This window comes from Pseudomonas sp. LA5, from assembly GCF_028640825.1.
GTDB lineage: Bacteria > Pseudomonadota > Gammaproteobacteria > Pseudomonadales > Pseudomonadaceae > Chryseomonas > Chryseomonas aestiva.
Genome location: NZ_JAQYZY010000057.1, coordinates 47,185 through 68,958, shown reverse-complemented (window position 1 = coordinate 68,958; position 21,774 = coordinate 47,185). Strand labels below are relative to the sequence as shown.

Genomic DNA, 21,774 nt, shown 5'->3' with positions numbered 1-21,774 from the left:
TGTCACACAACCATAAAGACAGCCCCGGATACTCCGCCCCGTACAACAATGACGGGGCAAGGCGATGACGGCGTGGGTACGACGGATCAGGATTGGGCGGACCGGCTGGCTGCTGGCCCTGGCGCTGCTGCTGGCACTGGGAGTGACCCAGGGTATGCGCAGCAGCCATCTGGATAGTCAATTGCTGTTCTGGCTCGGCCAGCAGTGGCAGAGCGAACCCCGAACCTCCCTGGAGCTCGTTCGCTACCGGGTGGCGGTGGAAGCCAAGCCGGTGGCCGGCGTCAGCGAGAATCTGTCCGACCTCAGCTATGACCCGGAGCGGGATCGCCTCTGGGCGGTGGTCAACAATCCGCCGGAGTTGCTGGCCCTGAGCCGGGACGGCGAGCTGCTGCAACGCCATCGCCTGGAGGGCTTCGACGACGTCGAAGGCGTGACCTATCTGGGAGGCGACCGCCTGCTGCTGGCGGAAGAGGGCGCCAACGCCCTGACCCTGGTAGGCATCCCCGAGGGCGACGACGTGCTCCGCCGCAAGGACTATCGCAGCCTGACCCTGGATCTCTTCCCCCGCGCCAACCAGGGCTTCGAGGGGCTGGACTACGATGCCGCCCGCGATCGCCTGTTCGTGGTCAAGGAGCACTCGCCGCGCAAGCTCTATGAAATCCGTGGCCTGCTCAGGAGCTTCGACGGCGACTTCGCCCTGCGCATCATTGATCGCCAGGCCTGGCTGGACCAGGCGCCCAGCACCGGTGACCTGTCCGCGGTCCATGTCGATCGCCGCACCGGCCACCTGCTGCTGCTCAGCGACGAATCGCGGGTGCTGATCGAACTCGACGACCAGGGCCATACCCTGGATACCCGTTCCCTGGTGGCGCCCTTTGGTGGCCTGTCACGGCGGATCCGCCAGCCCGAAGGCGTCACCCTGGATACCGCCGGCAACCTCTATGTGGTCAGCGAGCCTAACCTGTTCTATCGCTACCAGAAGCGCTGAAACAGGTGCTTGGATTCAAGACTGCTCGATACCGGTGGAGGGGTCGTAGATCAAGCTAACCAGATCGGCCAACTCGGTTAGCGAGCCCCTCATCGCCATCGCTCGATCAAAGCCATGAAAGTGCTCAGGCGCACCTTGGCGCAACAAGGCAAAAGCCGCTTTCGGACCCGGATAATAGAGTCCCCGCACCGCGAAATAGTCTTCCAGCAGGGAGAACAGCAGCCAGTGAAGCCGATAGTGACCTTCGGCATCGTCGCGTGCTGCCCGGCGCAACATGCGCCGCGCCCACTGTTGCCGGTGGAGACGTTCATTGGTTGACAGCGCTACGGTCTGTTCTGCTACTAGCTCTTCCACCTGGGCAAGCACCTGCTCGCCAAACCGTTCGCGCTGGAACAAGACTCGGCCGCCCTTTAGCCGAACCCAACTGGCATTGGGTCGTGCAGCGGTCGCATCGATCCAGCCATCCACATATAGGCCCTGCCAGTCCGTGGGCAAGCGGATCGGGGCGTCCGTATCCCGGAACCCTAGTACATCCAGATCACTGTCAGGCTCCCAGTCGCCACGAGCGCGCGAGCCGTAGAGGATAGCGGTATGACAGCCGTAGTCGTGGCGCAGCACTTCGGCAAGGGCTGCCACCAGCGTGGCGTTGTCCGCCGCTGAACAACGAGCCATTCAGATGCCGCCCAGTCGCTCCAGCACGGCGGGGGTGTCCTGGGCCCCCATGGCGCGGGCCACGCTCAGCGCCGTGTTGCCGGCGGCGTCCCGGGCCTTGGGATCGGCACCGCGGGCGACCAGCAGTTCCACCATCTGCACGTGGTTGAACATGGCCGCCATCATCAGCGCGGTCTTGCCGTCGGGCATGGCGCCCTCCACGGCGGCGCCGTGCTCCAGCAGCAGTTCGGCCATCGGCAGGTTGTTCTTGAAGGCCGCGCCGGCCAGGGGCGACTGGCCCATGTCGTTGGCCAGATTCGAATCGGCCCGGTGCTCCAGCAGGACACGGCTGGCCTCCAGGTGGCCGTGGTAGCTGGCCAGCATCAGCAGGCTGTCGCCCTTGTGATTGCGCAGATTGGGGGTCAGCCCCTTCTCCAGCACCAGGGCCAGCACCTCGGCATTGCCGGTGCGCGCGAGGTTGAACACCTCGGTGGCGAATTCCTGGGCTTCTTCATCGGTCATGCGCTGGGGACCGTCTGCGGTCATGGTGCTCTCCTGGACTAAGGCGGGCGGGACCCTCGGGATCCCGGACGATAGGAGGGCAGACCCGAATGGCAGGGGGGAGTTCTGTCGCGGCGGCGAAACAAGGCCGCCGCAAAAGCGCGAGTCGGTTATAAAACGTCGCGAGCGGTTGTCAGACAGGTGTGTGCGGCGCGCAGGAACCGGAGTGTACGAGTAGTACATGAGGATTCCGAGCACCGCACGTGCCTGTATGGCGGACGCGCAGTAGTTTTATAAGCGGCTCTCAGCCGAAGGTTGCGTGGGTCTCGGCGAAGGCCTGCAATTCCGCCACGCTGTAGTTGCCGACCATCAGCACCGGGCCATGGGCCGTACCAATCTGCGCGGGCAGGGTGTCGAGAAAACCACCGGTAGGGGTCACCCCGAGGTTGGTGTATTCGGCGGCCGGCAGATGGAATTCGGCGATCAGGCGCGCCGCTTCGGCGATGCCGGCGGCCACGCTGACTGGATGCAGGGCGGCCCCTAGCGGATTGACTTGGCCACCGTTGTCGCCGCTGAACAGGTGGCCGACCTTGGCTGCCGCCTGGGTCAGGTCGTGCTGGTCGGCCTGGGCGCCGATCAGGAACAGCGAACCATAGTGCGGCAGGCTGCCGCCGCCCTCGGCCTGGCTGACGAAGCTGGGCGCGAAGGGCTGCTCGCCGCGGATGTCGGAGCTGTAGTTGGCCACCGGATCGCCGAGGGTGACCACATTGACGAAGTTGCCTCCGTGACCCGCCGCGTGCGCATCGCGGGGAATGCCCGAGGCCTCGAAGCTGATGCCGCCGAGACCGGTCTGCTGGGCGACGTAGGCCGCCGAGATGCCGCCCAGGGAGTGGCCGGTGACGAAGATGTCCTGGGTGCCATAGCCCTGCTTGGCCGCCGCCTCGATCACCTGGTGGGCGAAGTCCAGCGACTGGCGCTGGGCGCTGGAGACCTGCTGGCCGAGGATCTGCAGATCGCTCAGCAGACCACCGGCGGTGGACAGGGGATCGATCAGCAGATTCTCGCCTCTGGTAGTGCCGGCATAGCTGATGAGCACCTGGTTCTCGGCGGTGATCCAGGTGTGGGCCGTCGCGCCATTGAGCGAGTTGTGCAGCGTCAGCTGCTGGCCATCGACCAGGAAGGGCCGCATGCCGTCGGGCGTGCCACCCAGCACGTACTCGCTGATGGCGCCGTTGAGGAATTCGCTGACGGTTGGGGTGCTGGCCGAACTGGTCTGCGCCAGCGGCGTGACCGCGGCGCTCTTCAGCGTGTGCAGGTAGGTGAAGTTGCCGAGGCTGACGATGTCGCTGTTGTCGAGCAGGCCATCGCTGGCCCAGGGGGAGGTTTTCTTGGACATGACGGCACCTTTGTTATTGTCGTGAGGTGGACGCGGTGGCCAGGGCCTTCCACGCCAGGACCACGCTAGGCGCCTGGGAAAAGCCCGCGAAAACCATCCTAGGACGGGCTCTGGCACGCGGCAAACCGGGAACCCGGGGGTCATTTCCGGACGCCCCGGGTCCGGGTTCGGCCACCCCACGCCGGGACGGGCCAGGCCTGCGGCAGCGCGGCGCGCCCTGGTCGACCCGCCGCGAGTTCGGGCTACACTGGGGGTCGAATCGATCAAGAGGCTCCCATGACCGCCATTCGCCTGCCGTCCATCGACCGCCTGCTGCGCCATCCCGCTTCGCGTCCGCTGGAGGAGCGCCACGGTCGCGAGCTGGTCCTTGGCGGCTATCGTTCGCTGCTGGACGATCTGCGCGACGCCCTGAGAGCCGGCACCCTGACCGCCGTGGAGGTGGAGGAGGGCGTGCTGGCCGGTCGCCTGGGCGAGCGCCTGGCGTTGCATAGCCAGCCGCGGGTGCGGCGGGTGTTCAATCTCACCGGCACGGTGCTGCACACCAACCTGGGACGGGCGCTGCTGGCGGAAGAGGCGATCGCCGCGGTGACCGAGGCCGCGCGTCAGCCGATGAATCTGGAATTCGATCTAACCACCGGCAAGCGCGGCGATCGCGACGACCTGGTCGCCGACCTGGTGCGCGAACTCACCGGCGCCGAGGCGGTGACCGTGGTCAACAACAACGCCGCGGCCGTTCTGCTGGCCCTGCATGCCATAGGCGCACGCAAGGAAGGGGTGCTGTCCCGCGGCGAGCTGATCGAGATCGGCGGTGCCTTTCGCATCCCCGACATCATGGCCCGCGCCGGGGTCAAGCTGGTGGAGGTGGGCACCACCAACCGCACCCATGCCCGCGACTACGAAGCCGCCATCGGCCCGCGTACCGCGCTGCTGATGCGGGTGCACACCAGCAACTACAGCGTCCAGGGCTTTACCGCCAGCGTGGCCACGACGGAGCTGGCCGCCATTGCCCGCGCCCATAACGTCCCCCTGCTGGAAGACCTCGGCAGCGGCACCCTGGTTGACCTGACCCGTTGGGGGCTGCCCGCCGAGCCCACGGTGCAACAGGCGCTGCGCGATGGCGCGGACCTGGTGACCTTCAGTGGCGACAAGCTGCTCGGCGGCCCGCAGTGCGGCCTCATCGTCGGTCGCCGTGACCTCATCGAGCGGATCAAGAAGAATCCGCTCAAGCGGGCGTTGCGGGTCGACAAGCTGACCCTGGCCGCCCTGGAAGCGACCCTGGCGCTCTATCGCGATCCGGATCGACTGGCCGAACGTTTGCCCAGCCTGCGCCTGCTATCCCGCCCGGCCGAGGCCATCACCACCCAGGCCGAGCGGCTGCTGCCGGCCTTCGCCGCCGTGCTGGGCGCGACCTATGCGGTCAGCGTGGAGCCGGCGCTGGGCATGATCGGCAGTGGCGCCCAGCCGGTGGCACGGCTGCCCGGGGCGGCGCTGTGCTGTCGTCCCCAGGTCAGCAAGCGCCTGCGTGGGCGCGCCCTGCGGCAGTTGGAAGAGGGCCTGCGCCAGCTACCCATTCCGGTGGTGGGGCGCATCGACGCCGATGCGCTCTGGCTGGATTTGCGCCAGCTCGACGACGAAGCCGCCTTTCTGGCGCAGTTGCCAGCGCTGCTGCTGCCGGAGATTCGCTAAGAGCCTGTTCAAAGGCTCGCGAGCTAGAGCCAAACAAGGCCTCGGCGGCCCCGCGAAAAGACCTGAGGAAGCGGACCGGGCTCGCGAACGAGTTTACGAGTAGTAAATGAGCATTCCGGCCGGGCTGGCGACCCAGGGTCTTTTCAATGCCGTTTGGCCGACGCGCAGCAGCCTTTGAATAGGCTCTAACGAACGACCCAGCGCTGCCGGGCCCAGTTACTCAGCAGATCCACGCCCAGCACCAGCACCAGCATGCCGAGGATCACGGTGGCGGCCTGGGCCTGCTGGAACAGGCTCAGGCTGAAGTACAGCTGCTGCCCCAGGCCGCCGGCGCCGACGAAGCCGAGGATGCTGGCCATGCGGATGTTGTTTTCCCAGCGATAGAGCAGGTAGGCCAGCAACTGTGGCCAGACCGCCGGCAGGGTGCCGTAGAGAAAGGCCGCCAGCGCGCCACCGCCGGCCAGGCGAATGGCCTCGGCGGGCGCCTTGGGGGTGTTTTCCAGGGCGTCGGCGAACAGCCGGCCGAGTACCCCGGCGGTGTGCAGGGCCAGGGCCAGGGTCCCGGCGTTGGGTCCCAGGCCGGCGGCCAGCACCATCAGCGCCGCCCAGACCAGTTCCGGCACGGCGCGCAGGGCATTGAGCAGCAGCCGCGCCAGCGCCAGGGCGCCCAGGCCCAGGCGACCGGCCGCCGGCAGCGCCAGCAGGATGCCGAGCAGCCCGGCGAGCAGGGTGCCCAGGGCCGACATGGCCAGGGTCTCCACCGCGCCGTGGGCCACGGCCAATAGCTGGGTAACCGAGAAGTCCGGCTTGAGAAAATCGGCCAGGAAGCTGCCCATCTGCGCCAGGGCGCGAACGCTCAGCAATTCGCCGAAGGCTGTACCCAGGTAGCTGGCGGACGCCACCAGGGCGGCGCCCATGGCCAGCACCGTCAGAGCGCCGCGGCCGCCGCCCTGACTGCGCTCCACCTGGCGCAGCAGGCGACTGAGCACATCGGCCAGCAGCACCAGCACCAGGAAGGTCAGCAGCAGGCTGGCCACCTCGCCACCGGCGAACATGCGCAGCGACAGGTCCACCTGCTGACCGAGACCGCCGGCACCGACGAAGCCCATCACCACCGAGGCGCGGATGGCGCATTCCCAGCGGTAGACGCTGTAGGAAATCATCTCGCCCGCGGCATTGGGCAGCACGCCATAGACGAAGGCCTGCAGGCGACCGGCGCCCTGCAGCAGCAGAGCCCGCGCCGGGCGGGGATCGACCGATTCGAAGATCTCCGCATAGACCTTGCCCAGCATGCCGCCGTAGGTGATGGCGATGGCCAGCACCCCGGCGGTGGGACCCAGGCCCACGGCGCGGACGAACAGCAGCGCCCAGACGATCTCCGGCACGCTGCGCAGGACGATCAGCACCCCGCGGACCAGTCCGCGGAGCAGGCGCGGCAAGCGGCCTGGACGTCCGCCGCGGGGCAGGGCGGAGATCGACAGCACGCGAGTGGCGAGCAGAGCGGCGGGCAGGGCGATCAGCGCCGCCAGGGCCATGCCCAGGGTGGCGATGGCCAGGGTTTCCAGGGTGGCGCGCCCGAGCACGGCGAGAAAGTCGGCGTCATGGGCGGGTGGCCAGAAGCCGGCGAGAAAGTTGCCCATGGTGCGGGCGTTGTCGCCGGTGAAGAGTCCGAAGAGATCGAATTCCGCCAGGCGCAGCGTCGGCCAGGCCAGCAGCAGGGCCAGCAGGGTGAGCAGCAGACGGGGCCGGGCGGCCGGGTCCTGGCGGGGCGAGGTCAGCATCGCGGCAGGTCGAGCGGCGTCTCGGCCGGGGCCGGTGCGGCGGGCGCCAGTGTGGCGCTCAGCCCCTCGTTGGCATAGAGCGCGGCGAGATCGGCCGGGGTGACGGCGCTCGCGGCTTTGTCCCACAGCAAGCGGCCGGCCCGCAGGCCGAGAATGCGTGGAAAGCGCTGCAACGCCAGCTCCACATTGTGCAGGCTGGTTACCAGGGTGGTGCCCTGGCGCGCCGCAGCGTCGCTCAGCACCTCCAGGGTATGGCCGGCCAGCACCGGGTCCATGGCCGACACGGGTTCGTCGGCGAGCAGCAGCTGCGGCTGCTGATAGAGCGCCCGGGCGATGCCGACGCGCTGCAGCTGGCCACCGGACAGCTGATCGCAGGAGGAATAGAGGCGATCGGCGAGATCCAGCGGCGCCAGGGCGGCGGCGGCGCCGTCACGATCCAGGGGATGCACCAGGCTGACCAGGCTGCGCGCCAGCGACCACTGGCCGAGGCGTCCGGCCAGTACCGCGGTGATCACGCGCTGGCGCGCCGGCAAGGGCGGCGCCTGATGGATGAGGCCGATGCGGGCACGCAACTGGCGCCGCTCCCGGTTGCCCAGGCTCCAGGGCTCCTGGCCGAGCAGCTCCAGCTCACCTGCGACCGGTCGCAGCCCGGTGGCCAGCAGGCGCAACAGGCTGGTCTTGCCCGCCCCGGACGGGCCGATCAGCGCGACCTGCTCACCCTGTTGCAGGCTGAGGTCGAGATCGGCCAGGGCGGGCGAGCCGTCGGCGTGTACCAGCGTCACGCCCCTGAGGGCGAGACTCACTTGAGCAGGCCGGCTGCCAGGGCGGAAGCCTCGATGCTCTTGTAGTTGTCCGGCGAGGTCGGCACGAAGCGGCTGGCCGCCTGCAGGTCGAGGATCGCCTTGTCGGCCGGCTTGGCCGGATCCAGGTCGAGGAAGGCCTGCTTGATCTTGGCCGCCAGTTGCGGATCCAGACTGCCGCGCACCGTCCAGTTGTAGTCGTAGTAGGGCGGGGTGGTGGATATCACCCGGACCTTGCTGGTATCGACCTTGCCGGCGTCGACCAGCTTCTTCCACACCGAGGCGTTGAGCACACCGGCATCGGCCTTGCCCGCGGCGACCCAGGCGACGGTGGCGTCATGGGCGCCGGAATAGGCCACCCGCGAGAAGAACTGCTCGGGGACGATGCCTTCCTGCTGCATGAAGTAGCGTGGCATCAGGCTGCCCGAGGTGGAAGAGACCGAACCGAAGGCGAAGGTCTTGCCCTTGAGGTCCTGCAGGGTCTTCACGGCCGGGTCGGCGGTGATGAATTTGCTGGTGAACTTCTGATCTTCCTCACGCTGCACCAGGGGGGTCATCGGCGCCTTGCGCTGCGCCTGGACAAAGGTGAAGCCGCCGAACCAGGCCAGGTCCAGCCGATCCGAGGCCATGGCTTCCACCACGCCGGCATAGTCGGACACCGGGACGAATTTCACCGGCATGCCCAGGCGCTGCTCCAGGTATTCACCCAGCGGCTTGAACTTGCGGATCAGCTCGGTGGGCGCCTCGTCGGGAATGGCCGAGACGCGCAGTTCGGCGGCGGCGTGGGAGAGCAGGGACGTCAGGGACAGGGCCAGGCCTGCTGCCAGGGCCAGCGAACGCTTGAGCATGGGTTTCTCCGGTTCAATAGCGGAAAAAAAGGGGCTGCAGTATAGGGGGTGGCGCTGTTTTGCGCAGCTGTCACGGGGCCTAAGGCCTGGCAGGATGCTGCCGTCGGATGACGCAGGGGCTCTAGGCGGTCACTGTGCAGCGGACACGAACAGGCGTCCGAGTCCGCTGCGGTGGTATCAGGGCGGGCCGGCGAGCGCTCAGGTCTCGTCGAAGAAGCGCTCGTTCCAGTCGACCAGGGGTTGCGGCGCATTGAGCTTCTGGCCGTAGATCACTGCGTAGGCCAGCACGTTCTGCACGTATTGCCGCGTCTCATCGAAGGGAATGGTTTCCACCCAGACGTCGAAGGCCAGGTGGCGAGCGCCCGTCAGCCAGCGCTTCACCCGCCCCGGGCCGGCGTTGTAGGCCGCCGAGGCCAATACCCGGTTGCCGTTGAACTGGGCATGGACCATCGACAGATAGGCGGTCCCCAGCTGGATGTTCTTTTCCGGGGTCAGCGCCTGCTGCGGCGAGGCCAGGGGAATGGCGAACTTGCTGGCGGTATGACTGGCGGTGGCCGGCATCAGCTGCATCAGGCCCATGGCGCCCACGCCGGAGCGCGCATCGGCCATGAAGCCGCTTTCCTGGCGGGTGATGGCGAACACCCAGCTGCTGTGCAGACCGCGGGTCTGGGCCTCGCGCACGAAGCTCTCGCGATAGGCGATGGGGAAACGAATATCCAGGTCGTCCCAGTACTTGGCCAGGCTGATGGTGCGGATCGCCGGGAAATACCATTGCATGTCATAGGCCATGCGCGCCTGGGCCACGAGTTCGTCGCGGTTGAAGTGGCGGCTGACATAGAACCACTCGCGGCGGGCGTTGATCGGTTCGCCGCGGGCGATGAATTCCAGGGCGCGCTGCACGCCAGGGGTATTGCGCACCTTGCGCTTGAGGGCGTCGCTGAGCATCAGCGGCTTGTTGTTGAGCTGATAGGGCGCCTTGCTGCGGTCGGCGGCAAGGAAGCCGTAGTAGTCACGTTCGCGACTGACCTCGGCGTATTCGCGCAGCACCGCCGGGCTCTGCGGCTGCATCAGCTCCAGGGTGCGGGCCCGCCAGTATTCCCAGCGATTGGCCTTGGCCAGACTCGGCGGAAAGCGTTCGATCAGGGCGTGGGCATCGCTCCAGCGACCCAGGCGCAGGAGCAGCCGGGCACGCCATTCGCTGACGTCGTCGTCCCGCAGTTCGGGGTCATAGCGCTCCATCAGTGGCAGGGCGCGCGGATCGAAATTCTTCGCCAGGGTCAGGCCGATCTGGCGGGCGATGGCGACCTTTTCATCGCGAGTGAAGGGCATGCGCTGGCTGTAGACCTCAAGCAGGCTCATGGCCTGTTCCGGGTCCTGGCGCGCCAGCTTGCGCAGGCCCAGGCCGACCACGTCGGCGAGGCTCTCGCTGGCCGGGGCGAAGGCCTGGACATTGGCGATCTGCTGCGGCTTCTGGGCCACGTCGATCAGCCGCTGGGCCTGGCCGGACAGCGTCGGCAACTGGGCGGACAGGGTGCGCACCAGGCCGTACTCGCCCTTGTCGGCGGCCAGCTTGGCGCGTTCCCAGACCCGCTCCTCGGTGAGCTGGCCGCGCGCCGCCCAGGCCTGGAACAGGCCATCGCAGGTGGTCGGCTGGGCCTTGCCCACCAGCCAGTACTTCTCCGCCAGCTTGAAGCCCTCGCTGGCATTGCCCTGGGCGATCAGGTACTGGCCGTGCAGGCAGTCCAGTTCGGTGAAGTTGAAGTCCGGCGAATAGTATTTCTCGAAGCGATTCCAGTCGCCGCGATCGGCCAGGCTGCGCAGCCAGCGCAGGCGCAGCCAGTTGGACTGCGGCAGATCGCCGTGCTCGGCGAGAAAGCCCTCGATCTCGGCATCGCTGGCACCGGGGACGCGCTTGATCAGCTCGTCGTAGGCCAGATAGGGCTCCAGCGGATAGGTCCGCAATTCGCCGCGATTGGCCAGGTAGACGCTGGCATCACCGCGGTCCAGCGCCGCCTTGGCCTGGTCGTAGAGTTGCCGCTGCTGCTCCAGGGGAGCGGCTTGCGAGGTGGTGGAGCCGATCAGGGGAGCGAGGAGCAGGGGCAGGATGACGAACAGGCGACCGCGCATGGGAATTCCGTAAAAGCTGGATGCGGAGGGGGCGGCGCGCCAGGCTCAGGGCAGGCGGCCGACCGTCACGGGGCAGTCTAGCTTACGTGCCGGCGGCAGGTGGCGAAAGCGTCGGCCATGGCCTGCCGTCGGGCGGTCCGGGCGTTTCGCCGGCTCGCACCGACCGGCGCCGGGGCAGGCGTCTCTGCTAGACTGGCTGGCCTTTTTCGCGGAGAAACCCATGGCGCTGCTCAAGTTCACCAACGTATCCCTGGCCTTTGGCGTCACCCCCTTGCTGGACGGGGTGTCCTGGCAGATCGAACGGGGCGAGCGGGTATGCATCATCGGCCGCAACGGCACCGGCAAATCCAGCCTGCTGCGCATCGTCAAGGGCGAGCAGCAGGCCGACGACGGCGAGGTCTGGCGCGCCCCGGCGATCAAGATCGGCGAATTGCCGCAGGAATTGCCCCGCGCCGACGACCGCTCGGTGTTCGACGTGGTGGCCGCCGGCCTGGCCGGTGTCGGCGAATTGCTCGCCGAGTATCACCACCTCACCCAGGACACCAGCGGTGAACTGGACATGGAGCGGCTCATGCACGTCCAGCAGGAGCTGGAGGCCCGCGATGGCTGGCGCCTGCAGCAACTGGTGGACAGCACCCTGAGCCGGCTGCAGCTGCCGGCGGAAAAGACCCTCGCCGAACTCTCCGGCGGCTGGCGGCGGCGCGTGCTGCTGGCCCAGGCACTGGTGGCCGAGCCGGATCTGCTGCTGCTCGACGAACCCACCAACCACCTGGACATCGGCGCCATCGCCTGGCTGGAAGACGCCTTGCGCGGCTATCCCGGCGCCGTGCTGTTCATCACCCACGACCGCGCCTTCCTCCAGGCCCTGGCCACCCGCATCCTCGAACTGGATCGCGGCAACCTGATCGACTGGCAGGGCGACTACGCCAGCTTTCTGGTGCACAAGGAGCAGCAACTGGCGGCGGAAGAGACCGCCAATGCCCTGTTCGACAAGCGCCTGGCCCAGGAAGAGGTGTGGATCCGTCAGGGCATCAAGGCCCGCCGTACCCGCAACGAAGGCCGTGTCCGCGCCCTCAAGGCCATGCGCAACGAGCGCAGCGAGCGCCGTGAGCGCCAGGGCAAGGCCAACCTCCTGCTGGAGACGGCCGACAAGTCCGGCAAGCAGGTCATCCTCGCCGAGCACATGAGCTATGCCCATCCCGGTGGCGAACCCCTGATCCGTGACCTGACCCTGCTGATCCAGCGCGGCGATCGCATCGGTCTGCTCGGTCCCAACGGCTCCGGCAAGACCACCCTGCTCAAGCTGCTGCTGGGTGACCTGCAGCCGACCACCGGCAAGATCCAGTACGGCACCAAGCTGGAGATCGCCTACTTCGACCAGCTGCGCCTGCAACTGGAGCCGGAAAAGACGGTGATCGACAACCTCGCCGAAGGTCGTGAATTCATCACCATCAACGGCCAGGATCGCCATGTGCTGAGCTACCTGGGCGACTTCCTGTTCAGCCCCCAGCGGGCCCGTACCCCGGTCAAGGCGCTGTCCGGTGGCGAGCGCGCGCGCCTGCTGCTGGCCAAGCTGTTCAGCAAGCCGGCCAACCTGCTGGTGCTGGACGAACCCACCAACGACCTCGACGTCGAGACCCTGGAGCTGCTGGAAGAGGTGCTGCTGAGTTTCGAGGGCACCGTGCTGATGGTCAGCCACGACCGGGCCTTCCTCGACAACGTGGTGACCAGCACCCTGGTGTTCGAAGGAGAAGGGCGGGTACGGGAATACGTCGGTGGCTACCAGGACTGGTTACGCCAGGGCGGCTCGCCGCGCCTGCTCGGCGTGCAGACCCGCGAGGACGGCAAGGCTGCGCCAGCGGCTGCCAAGACCGAGCCCGCACCCGCGGCGGCCCCGGTCGCTGCTGCAGCCGCACCGGCCAAGCGCAAGCTCAGCTACAAGGAGCAGCGCGAGCTGGACGCCCTGCCAGGCGCCATAGAAACCGCGGAAATCGAGCTGGAAGCCCTGCAGACCGCCATCGCCGATCCCGGCTTCTACCAGCTGCCGGGCGAAGTCACCCAGGCCAAGCTCGCCCGCATGGACGCGCTGCAGGCCGAGCTGGATCGGCTCATCGAGCGCTGGGCCGAACTGGAGTAATCCAGCCCGGCCGCGGGATCAGGCCTTGTCTTTCTTCAAAGCCACCGCCAGGGTATCGCAGGGCGCGCCGTGCAGCAGGTCGTTGGACGTCGAGCCCAGCAGCAGCGCCAGGCCGTGACGACCATGGCTGCCGACCACGATCAGGTCGCAGCCCTGCTCCTTGGCCATGCGGTGGATCTCCTGGCGCGGCTGCCCATAGGCCAGCACGCAATTGCCAGCCAACTCGGCGTACTGGGTGGTGAAGCCATCCAGCCGCTCGCGCGCCTGCTCGATCTGCTGCTGCTGCAGCGACGACAGATCCATGGGCACGTCACCGCCAAAGGCCATGGCCATGGGTTCGACCACGTGCACCAGCGACACCTTGCTGCCACAGCACTGACCCAGGGCCACGGCGCGACGGATCACCGGTTGGCAATCTTCGGTCAGGTCGACGGCAACCAATATGTGTTGGTAGGCCATACACATCTCTCCTTCATGATGGGGCGCCAGACCGTACCGTGGCTGGCGCTCGATTCGCAGGCTTCAGGTGCTGCCCGGACAGAACCGGCTGTCGCTCGGCAACTGTTCAGGCAGACGCTTGCCCACTTGTAGTTTCGACTCCAGGAGTCGGGGATAGCTCCACGGCTATCTTGCACAGAAGCGCGCCAAGCTCAAGCTCTCACCACTCGAACCCCCGACCACGCTTTCCCCGTGCGTCCCAATTGACAAGCGCCCGCTTTTGCCAGAAGGTTGTGCGAACCGTTCAAACGGTTGTATGAATTTTCGCCCCGGCCCGGCCGGTGCCCTCCACAGAACAATATCGGGGCTGGCGATTTTCGGCTTCCACCCGAAGCTGCCGCCCGCCTTGCGACCAGGACTCAAGGGAGACCCGCTGATGATTTTCGAAGGCAAAGCCCTTTCGGTGCGCGACGTGGAGGACGGCATCGCCGAACTTCGCTTCGACCTCCAAGGCGAATCGGTCAACAAGTTCAGCGCCATCACCCTGCGTGAATTTCGCCAGGCCGTGGATGCCCTGAAAGCCCACGCCGGCCTGCGCGGCGTCATCGTCACCAGCGGCAAGGACGTCTTCATCGTCGGCGCCGACATCACCGAATTCGTCGAGATGTTCGGCCGGCCGACCGAAGAGTTGCAGGCCGGCATCGCCGAGATCAACCGCATCTTCAACGACTTCGAAGACCTGCCGGTGCCCACCGTGGCCGCCGTGGGCGGCATCGCCCTGGGTGGCGGTTGCGAGATGACCCTGGCCGCCGACTACCGGGTGCTGAGCACCGCGGCGCGCATCGGCCTGCCGGAAGTCAAGCTGGGCATCTATCCGGGCTGGGGCGGCACCGTCCGCCTGCCACGCCTGATCGGCAGCGACAACGCCATCGAGTGGATCGCTTCCGGCAAGGAAAACGACGCCGCCACCGCTCTCAAGGTCGGCGTGGCCGATGCCGTGGTCGCCCCCGAGCACCTGTTCGATGCCGCCCTGGACCTGGTTCGCCGCGCCGCCGCCGGCGAGCTGGACTACCGTGCCAAGCGCAAGCCCAAGCTGGAAAAGCTGCAGCTCAATGCCATCGAGGCCATGATGGCCTTCGAATCGGCCAAGGGCTTCGTCGCGAGCCAGGCCGGTCCGCACTATCCGGCGCCGCTGGAAGCCATCAAGGCCATCCAGAAGTCCGCCAACTACGGCCGCGACAAGGCTCTGGAAGTCGAAGGCGCCGGTTTTGCCAAGATGGCCCAGACCTCGGTCTCCGCCAGCCTGGTCGGCCTGTTCCTCAATGACCAGGCGCTCAAGCGCAAGGCCAAGGTGCTGGAGAAACAGGCTGCGCCGGTCAGGCTGACCAGCGTGCTGGGCGCCGGCATCATGGGTGGCGGCATCGCCTACCAGTCCGCGCTCAAGGGCACCCCGATCCTGATGAAGGATATTCGCGACGAAGCCCTGGAGCTGGGGCTGAGCGAAGCCAGCAAGCTGCTCAACAAGCGCGTCGAGAAGGGCCGACTGGAGCCGGCGAAGATGGCCGAGGCGCTCAATCGCATCCGGCCGACCCTGTCCTATGGGGATTTCAAGAGTGTCGACCTGGTGGTCGAGGCCGTGGTCGAGAATCCCAAGGTCAAGCAGGCCGTGCTGGCGGAAGTGGAGGGCCAGGTGCGCGAAGACGCCATCCTCACCTCCAATACCTCTACCATCTCCATCAGCCTGCTGGCCCAGGCGCTCAAGCGTCCGGAAAACTTCTGCGGCATGCACTTCTTCAACCCGGTGCACATGATGCCCCTGGTCGAGGTGATCCGCGGCGAGAAAACCAGTGAAAGGGCCATCGCCACCACTGTGGCCTACGCCCGCCAGATGGGCAAGAACCCCATCGTGGTCAACGATTGCCCCGGCTTCCTGGTCAACCGCATCCTCTTTCCGTACTTCGGCGGCTTCGCCGCGCTGCTGGCCCAGGGCGCCGACTTCCAGCGCGTCGATCGGCTGATGGAAAAATTCGGCTGGCCCATGGGTCCGGCCTACCTGATGGACGTGGTCGGCATGGACACCGCCCACCACGCCCGCGACGTCATGGCCGAGGGCTTCCCCGAGCGCATGAAGGAAAGCCGCAAGACCGCGGTGGACGCCCTCTACGAAGCCCAGCGCTTCGGCCAGAAGAACGGCAAGGGCTTCTATGTCTACGAGACCGACAAGAAGGGCAAGCCGAAGAAGGTCGCCGATCCGGCCGTGGCCGAGGTACTGGCACCGGTCACCTACGAACAGCGTGAATTCACCGACGAGCAGATCGTCGAGCGGATGATGGTGCCGCTGTGCCTGGAAGCCGTGCGCTGCCTGGAAGACGGTATCGTCGACAGCGCCGCCGAAGCCGACATGGGGCTGATCTACGGCATCGGCTTCCCGCCCTTCCGGGGCGGTGCGCTGCGCTACATCGACAGCCTGGGCGTGGCCGAATTCGTCGCCATGGCCGACCAGTACGCCGACCTCGGGCCGCTGTACCACCCGACCCCCAAACTCCGCGAAATGGCCGCCGCTGGCCAACGCTTCTTCGGTTGAGCCTGGAGTAAAGAAATGAGTCTGAATCCGAGAGACGTCGTCATCGTCGACTTCGCCCGCACGCCCATGGGCCGTTCCAAGGGCGGCATGCACCGCAACACCCGCGCCGAGACCCTGTCCGCGCGGCTGATCGACGCGGTCCTCGACCGCAATCCCCAGGTCAATCCGGCCGAGGTGGAAGACGTGATCTGGGGCTGCGTCAACCAGACCCTGGAGCAGGGCTGGAACATCGCCCGCATGGCGTCGTTGCTGACCCGCATTCCCCACACCAGCGGCGCCCAGACGGTAAGCCGCCTGTGCGGCTCTTCCATGAGCGCCCTGCACACCGCCGCCCAGGCGATCCAGACCGGCAACGGCGACGTCTTCGTCGTCGGCGGCGTGGAGCACATGGGCCATGTCGGCATGATGCACGGCGTCGACCCGAACCCCCAGCTGTCGCTGCACGCCGCCAAGGCCTCCGGCATGATGGGCCTGACCGCCGAAATGCTGGGCAAGATGCACGGCATCACCCGCGAGGCCCAGGACCAGTTCGGCTACCGCTCGCACCAGCTGGCCTGGAAGGCCACCCAGGAAGGCAAGTTCAAGGACGAGATCATTCCCCTGGAAGGTCATGATGAGAACGGCTTCCTCAAGGTCTTCAGCCAGGACGAGACCATCCGTCCGGAAACCACCCTCGAAGGCCTGGCGGCCCTGAAGCCGGCGTTCAACCCCAAGGGTGGTACCGTGACCGCCGGCACTTCCTCGCAGATCACCGACGGTGCTTCCTGCATGCTGGTCATGTCGGCCCAACGCGCCCAGGACCTGGGCCTGCAGCCGCTGGCCAGGATCCGTTCCATGGCCGTCGCCGGCGTGGATCCGGCGATCATGGGCTACGGTCCGGTCCCGGCTTCCCAGAAGGCTCTCAAACGCGCCGGCCTGACCATCGCCGACATTGATTTCATCGAGCTCAACGAAGCCTTCGCCGCCCAGGCCCTGCCGGTACTGAAGGACCTCAAGGTGCTCGACAAGATGGAGGAAAAGGTCAATCTGCACGGGGGCGCCATCGCCCTGGGTCATCCCTTCGGTTGCTCTGGCGCCAGAATTTCAGGCACGCTGTTAAATGTCATGAAACAGAATGACGGCACCTTCGGCCTGGCCACCATGTGTGTGGGTCTCGGCCAGGGCATCACCACGGTGTTCGAACGCCTGCGCTGATCCGCCGCAGCGTGCGTCATCCGACCGGGGCGCCCCAGGGCTGCCCCGGTTTTCTTTTTTCGAGGTGGAACATGGCATTGCAGACGGGACTCTACCGGCACTACAAGGGTCAGCAGTATCGGGTGCTGGGTCTGGCCCGGCATTCCGAGACCGAAGAAGAGCTGGTCATCTATCAGGCGTTGTATGGTGAATATGGTCTCTGGGCGCGTCCCCTGAGCATGTTTCGCCAGAGCGTCCAGGTGGATGGCGAGCAGGTGCCGCGCTTCGCGCTGATCAGCGTCGAAGCCGATCCCTTGGGTCTGGATGCCACGCCGCAGCCTTGACCTTGCCGACATCGCCACTATATATAGCGGTGCCGCGTTGGCCGACCGCCCCCCGGCGCACCAGACTGAAATCGGTCTGGTCCTCCATCCGCCGTTCCGGCGCTCGCCTTTCGCTCGCTTACCGCCTTCAAGCAGGAATCTGACTCTCCCATGGGTAAATCGCTGGTCATCGTGGAATCCCCGGCCAAGGCCAAGACCATCAACAAGTACCTGGGTAACCAGTACGTGGTGAAGTCGAGCATCGGCCATATCCGCGACCTTCCCACCAGCGGCGCCGGCACCGCCAAGGAGCCCGCCGCCAAGACGCGCAAGACCGCCGCCGAGGCGCCCGCGCTGTCACCCAAGGAAAAGGCCCGGCGCCAGCTCTTCACCCGCATGGGCGTCGACCCCGAACACGGCTGGAAGGCGCACTACGAGATCCTGCCCGGCAAGGAAAAGGTGATCGAGGAACTGCGCCGCCTGGCCAAGGACGCTGACACCGTCTATCTCGCAACCGACTTGGACCGCGAAGGGGAGGCCATCGCCTGGCACCTGCGGGAAGCCATCGGCGGCGACGACTCGCGCTACAAGCGCGTGGTCTTCAACGAAATTACCAAGAAGGCCATCCAGGAGGCCTTCTCCCGGCCCGGCGAACTGGACATCAATCGCGTCAACGCCCAGCAGGCGCGCCGCTTCCTTGACCGCGTGGTCGGCTATATGGTCTCGCCGCTGCTGTGGTCGAAGATTGCCCGCGGCCTGTCCGCCGGTCGGGTGCAGTCCGTCGCGGTCAAGCTGGTGGTGGAGCGTGAGCGCGAGATCCGCGCCTTCGTCCCCGAGGAATACTGGGAAATCCACGCCGACCTGGCCACGCCGAAAAAGGCTCAGGTGCGCTTCGAAGTGGTGCGCGAGAAGGGTGAAGCCTTCAAGCCGCTGAACGAAGCCCAGGCCAGGGCCGCCCTGACCAAGCTGGAGAAGGCTGCCTATCGCATCGTCAAGCGCGAAGACAAGCCGACCAGCAGCCGGCCCTCGGCACCCTTCATCACCTCCACCCTGCAGCAGGCCGCGAGCAATCGCCTGGGCTTCGGGGTGAAGAAGACCATGATGATGGCCCAGCGTCTCTATGAGGCCGGCTACATCACCTACATGCGTACCGACTCGACCAACCTGTCGGGCGATGCCATCGCCATGGCCCGCGGTTACATCGAGAGCGAATTCGGCAAGCAGTACCTGCCGGAAAAAGCCAATGTCTACGGCAGCCGCGAAGGCGCCCAGGAAGCGCACGAGGCCATCCGCCCATCCGACATTAACGTCAAGCCCAACAGCCTGTCGGGCATGGAGCGTGATGCCGAGCGTCTGTACGAACTGATCTGGCGCCAGTTCCTGGCCTGCCAGATGCCCCCAGCCGAATACCTGTCCACCACCGTGACTGCCGCGGCGGGTGACTTCGAGCTGCGTACCCGTGGCCGCATCCTCAAGTTCGACGGCTATACCCGGGTCCTGCCGCAGCAGAGCAAGCCGGGCGACGATGACGTCCTGCCCGAGATGAAGCAGGGCGAGGACCTCGGCCTGGTCAAGCTCGATCCGAGCCAGCACTTCACCAAGCCGCCGGCCCGCTTCTCCGAAGCCAGCCTGGTCAAGGAGCTGGAGAAGCGCGGCATCGGCCGGCCCTCGACCTATGCCGCCATCATTTCCACCATCCAGGATCGCGGCTACGTGACGGTGCACAATCGCCGTTTCTATGCCGAGAAGATGGGCGACATCGTTACCGACCGGTTGAACGAAAGCTTCGCCAACCTGATGGATTTCAGCTTCACCGCCAACATGGAAGGCAATCTGGACAACGTCGCCCAAGGCGAACGGGACTGGAAGAATCTGCTCGACGAATTCTATGGGGATTTCAAGCAGAAGCTGGAATACGCCGAAGCGGGCGAGAAGGGCATGCGCGCCAATCAGCCGACCCTGACGGACATTCCCTGCCAGCTCTGCGGCCGGCCAATGATGATCCGTACCGCCTCCACTGGCGTCTTCCTGGGCTGCTCCGGTTACGCCCTGCCGCCCAAGGAACGCTGCAAGGCCACCATCAACCTGGTGCCCGGCGACGAGATAGCCGAAGACGACGAGGGCGAATCCGAATCTCTGGTCCTGCGTGGCAAGCATCGCTGCCCCATCTGCAGCACCGCGATGGATGCCTATCTGATCGACGAGCATCGCAAGCTGCACGTCTGCGGCAACAACCCGGATTGCCCGGGCTACGAGATCGAGGAAGGCAGCTATCGCATCAAGGGCTACGAAGGCCCGTCGCTGGAATGCGACAAGTGTGGCAGCGAGATGCAGCTCAAGACCGGCCGCTTCGGCAAGTTCTTCGGCTGTACCAACCCGGCCTGCAAGAACACCCGCAAGCTGCTCAAGAACGGTGAGCCGGCTCCGCCGAAGATGGACGCCGTACCCATGCCGGAGCTGCGTTGCGAAAGGGTCGACGACACCTATGTGTTGCGTGATGGCGCTTCGGGTCTGTTCCTGGCGGCCAGCGGCTTCCCGAAGAATCGCGAAACCCGTGCGCCGTTGGTCAGCGAATTGCTGCCCCATCGCGACGAGATCGATCCCAAGTACCATTATCTGCTCAGTGCTCCGGTGAAGGATGGCGAGGGTCGCCCGGCGGTGATCCGCTTCAGCCGCAAGACCAAGGAGCAGTACGTGCAGACCGAGGTCGAGGGCAAGCCCACCGGCTGGAAGGCCTTCTACGACGGCAAGAAGTGGCAGGTCGAAGAGAAGCGCTAGGGCCTCTGGCTTCGGCGCGAGACAGGCGGTCGGCGTGAGCCGGCCCGAGGAGAAGGGCATGGCCAACGAGCGTTACACCCGCACCAACCAGAAGCTCTATTTCGCCGGTCTGGCGCTGGACAGCTGGCGCTCGGCTCAGGCGGCACCTTCCGCGCAAAGCCAGGGCCGCATCATGGCCGAGCGCGAGGCCTGCCTGTTTCATCTGCATGGCGCCCTGCTGGGCCTCTGTCAGGAAGTGGCGGGTTTCTACCGTCATCCCACCATGGAGGCCACATCGCTCGCCATCCTGCTCTCACCCGAAGCCTTGAACGAAGCACCCAGTCCGGAAATGGGTGAGCTGGTGGAGCTGGCTGGCAATTCGGAGACCTGGCTGGCACGGCTGATCGCCGAATACCAGCGGCTGCTGCAGCCGCCCCAGGCGCCAAGACGGCCCAAGCAGGACCCGACGCTGGCCCTGATCGAGGCGGTCAGCCTTGAACCGGCCGAGCCGGAGCTGGGTCTTGAAGAAGTGGAAGCCTGGCGCGAATGCCTCAAGCAGACGGCGCTCAGATTCCGCGGTGCCATGACCGAGTGGTAGACCCGTTCCATTGGCAACTCATCCAAGGCCGTCAGGATGCTGGCCTTGCAGACCGTCGAAAAAGGCTCAGGCAAGTCGGCCTCTCAGACCCCACGCTGTTACACTATCCGCTTAGCTGTGGAGATACTGAATGACTACTGCCTACCTGGAAATCGTTGAACTCTCTGATGGTCGCATCGTGTTGCGCCGTGCGGACGACGAGGAAGCCCTCGTTACCCTTGAGTTTTCCAGCGATGCCAAGGATTTCCTGCATGGACAGCAGATAGAGGTGGCCAAGGCCATGTTCAACCTGGGCGTGCAGATGGCGGGTCGCCTGGCGGAAGGCGACAGTCTTCAGCGTGACGATCAACCCCGCGTCCTGCACTGACTCTCCGCCTGATCCGGCATTCCTCGCGGGAATGCCGCCGCTACATCCCTTTCTGCCTGCTACCTACGCGAATCTGACGTTCAGACTCTGGCTGTTGCCCTGGGCCGCGGCGCGTGCCAGTTGCTGCTTGCCCGCATCGCTTAGGTCGTGCAGCCAACTGATCACCGTATGACTCTGTCCCTTGCGCAACACCTCGCAGGCCAGTTGCAGGGTCTTGGCCGCGCTCGGCGTCTGCAGCAGCAGCACGCGCTCCGGATTCAGATGGGTACTGCGCAGCCAGGCGTTGCTGAGCAGCGACGGTGGCGTGACCAGGGTCAGCCAGCGGGCATCGTCCTTGTCGCTCAGCTGGCGCAGGATGGGAGCCAGCAATTGCAGGCATTGCTCCTGGCTACCGTGCAGGGACATCTCGCTGAAAGTGTCCGGCAGTGGGGCGGCCGGCAGCTCTCGTGCCGGCCTGCCAGGCTTGGGCAGAAAGGCGGTCAGCTCCTGCAGCAGGAGCTCGGGTGCCAGATCCAGCTCTTGAACGGACGAGCGCGGTGCATCGAACATCAGGGGAAATTGCATGGCGACCTCCTGGAGGCGACTCGATCAAATCCACTTGAGGTCATGTACCACGGAT

Annotated in this window: 18 protein-coding genes, 1 other RNA gene and 1 pseudogene; 9 read left to right on the top strand and 11 right to left on the bottom strand. The window is 66.2% G+C overall.

From position 1 onward, the window contains the following. Positions 1–64: 64 nt before the first annotated feature. Positions 65–988: an SdiA-regulated domain-containing protein gene (locus tag PVZ72_RS21410; protein WP_273862958.1), complete on the top strand. Its 924-nt coding sequence runs from the start codon at positions 65–67 to the stop codon at positions 986–988. 15 nt (positions 989–1,003) lie between these two features. Here the strand turns inward: PVZ72_RS21410 and PVZ72_RS21405 are convergent, their stop codons facing one another. From PVZ72_RS21405 to PVZ72_RS21390, 4 genes are all read right to left on the bottom strand, one after another. Further along, on the bottom strand, positions 1,004–1,660 hold the full coding sequence (locus PVZ72_RS21405) for a nucleotidyltransferase domain-containing protein (RefSeq protein ID WP_273862957.1): 657 nt from the start codon (positions 1,658–1,660) through the stop codon (positions 1,004–1,006). Then, positions 1,661–2,185, bottom strand: coding sequence for an ankyrin repeat domain-containing protein (locus tag PVZ72_RS21400; protein ID WP_273862956.1), 525 nt, complete (start codon positions 2,183–2,185; stop codon positions 1,661–1,663). It lies immediately after the preceding gene. A gap of 123 nt (positions 2,186–2,308) precedes the next feature. Next, a non-coding RNA gene (locus tag PVZ72_RS21395) (sX9 sRNA) lies at positions 2,309–2,383 on the bottom strand. Positions 2,384–2,444: 61 nt separating this feature from the next. Beyond that, entirely contained in the window at positions 2,445–3,536 is a 1,092-nt protein-coding gene (locus PVZ72_RS21390) for a lipase (protein ID WP_187980119.1), read from the bottom strand. Positions 3,537–3,812: 276 nt separating this feature from the next. Between PVZ72_RS21390 and selA the strand changes: the two genes are divergently transcribed. Beyond that, a complete protein-coding gene (selA, locus tag PVZ72_RS21385; RefSeq protein ID WP_187980118.1) occupies positions 3,813–5,222 on the top strand; it encodes an L-seryl-tRNA(Sec) selenium transferase in 1,410 nt (469 codons plus the stop codon). 185 nt (positions 5,223–5,407) lie between these two features. On the opposite strand, the gene phnE is transcribed toward selA, so the two are convergent. The 5 genes and pseudogenes from phnE to PVZ72_RS21360 form a co-directional block, all read right to left on the bottom strand. Continuing rightward, a complete protein-coding gene (gene phnE, locus PVZ72_RS21380) occupies positions 5,408–6,139 on the bottom strand; it encodes a phosphonate ABC transporter, permease protein PhnE (RefSeq protein WP_252977325.1) in 732 nt (243 codons plus the stop codon). Between the two features lie 51 nt (positions 6,140–6,190). Beyond that, positions 6,191–7,003: pseudogene (locus PVZ72_RS21375) on the bottom strand (PhnE/PtxC family ABC transporter permease); the annotation flags it as partial. Then, complete coding sequence (locus tag PVZ72_RS21370) at positions 6,997–7,806, bottom strand: phosphonate ABC transporter ATP-binding protein (RefSeq protein ID WP_273862955.1); 810 nt, start codon at positions 7,804–7,806, stop codon at positions 6,997–6,999. The pseudogene PVZ72_RS21375 and the gene PVZ72_RS21370, both read right to left, overlap by 7 nt. Next, positions 7,803–8,651 carry a putative selenate ABC transporter substrate-binding protein gene (locus tag PVZ72_RS21365; protein ID WP_133862805.1) on the bottom strand — a complete coding sequence of 283 codons (849 nt, stop codon included), beginning with the start codon at positions 8,649–8,651 and terminating at the stop codon, positions 7,803–7,805. Before PVZ72_RS21365 ends, PVZ72_RS21370 begins: the two co-directional genes overlap by 4 nt. A 198-nt stretch (positions 8,652–8,849) precedes the next feature. Further along, on the bottom strand, positions 8,850–10,778 hold the full coding sequence (locus PVZ72_RS21360; RefSeq protein WP_187980115.1) for a transglycosylase SLT domain-containing protein: 1,929 nt from the start codon (positions 10,776–10,778) through the stop codon (positions 8,850–8,852). Positions 10,779–10,998: 220 nt separating this feature from the next. Between PVZ72_RS21360 and PVZ72_RS21355 the strand changes: the two genes are divergently transcribed. Next, positions 10,999–12,915 (top strand): ATP-binding cassette domain-containing protein, encoded by a 1,917-nt coding sequence (locus PVZ72_RS21355; RefSeq protein WP_273862954.1) that lies wholly within the window; start codon positions 10,999–11,001, stop codon positions 12,913–12,915. An 18-nt stretch (positions 12,916–12,933) separates the two neighbouring features. On the opposite strand, the gene PVZ72_RS21350 is transcribed toward PVZ72_RS21355, so the two are convergent. Then, complete coding sequence (locus PVZ72_RS21350; protein WP_007162381.1) at positions 12,934–13,374, bottom strand: universal stress protein; 441 nt, start codon at positions 13,372–13,374, stop codon at positions 12,934–12,936. Between the two features lie 415 nt (positions 13,375–13,789). On the opposite strand from PVZ72_RS21350, the gene fadB reads away from it, so the two are divergent. From fadB to PVZ72_RS21320, 6 genes are all read left to right on the top strand, one after another. Continuing rightward, on the top strand, positions 13,790–15,937 hold the full coding sequence (gene fadB, locus PVZ72_RS21345; RefSeq protein WP_187980114.1) for a fatty acid oxidation complex subunit alpha FadB: 2,148 nt from the start codon (positions 13,790–13,792) through the stop codon (positions 15,935–15,937). A gap of 15 nt (positions 15,938–15,952) precedes the next feature. Further along, a complete protein-coding gene (gene fadA, locus PVZ72_RS21340) occupies positions 15,953–17,131 on the top strand; it encodes an acetyl-CoA C-acyltransferase FadA (RefSeq protein ID WP_133862801.1) in 1,179 nt (392 codons plus the stop codon). A gap of 71 nt (positions 17,132–17,202) precedes the next feature. Then, on the top strand, positions 17,203–17,454 hold the full coding sequence (locus PVZ72_RS21335) for a DUF1653 domain-containing protein (RefSeq protein WP_178083935.1): 252 nt from the start codon (positions 17,203–17,205) through the stop codon (positions 17,452–17,454). A 150-nt stretch (positions 17,455–17,604) separates the two neighbouring features. Further along, entirely contained in the window at positions 17,605–20,211 is a 2,607-nt protein-coding gene (gene topA / locus PVZ72_RS21330) for a type I DNA topoisomerase (RefSeq protein WP_273862953.1), read from the top strand. A gap of 58 nt (positions 20,212–20,269) precedes the next feature. Next, positions 20,270–20,788: a DUF6586 family protein gene (locus PVZ72_RS21325; protein WP_133862799.1), complete on the top strand. Its 519-nt coding sequence runs from the start codon at positions 20,270–20,272 to the stop codon at positions 20,786–20,788. Between the two features lie 130 nt (positions 20,789–20,918). Next, positions 20,919–21,155 (top strand): hypothetical protein, encoded by a 237-nt coding sequence (locus PVZ72_RS21320; RefSeq protein ID WP_007162387.1) that lies wholly within the window; start codon positions 20,919–20,921, stop codon positions 21,153–21,155. 63 nt (positions 21,156–21,218) lie between these two features. On the opposite strand, the gene sulA is transcribed toward PVZ72_RS21320, so the two are convergent. Further along, the gene (sulA, locus tag PVZ72_RS21315) at positions 21,219–21,719 is read right to left on the bottom strand and encodes an SOS-induced cell division inhibitor SulA (RefSeq protein WP_158894147.1); all 501 of its coding nucleotides are present in this window, start codon (positions 21,717–21,719) and stop codon (positions 21,219–21,221) included. Between the last annotated feature and the right edge of the window lie 55 nt (positions 21,720–21,774).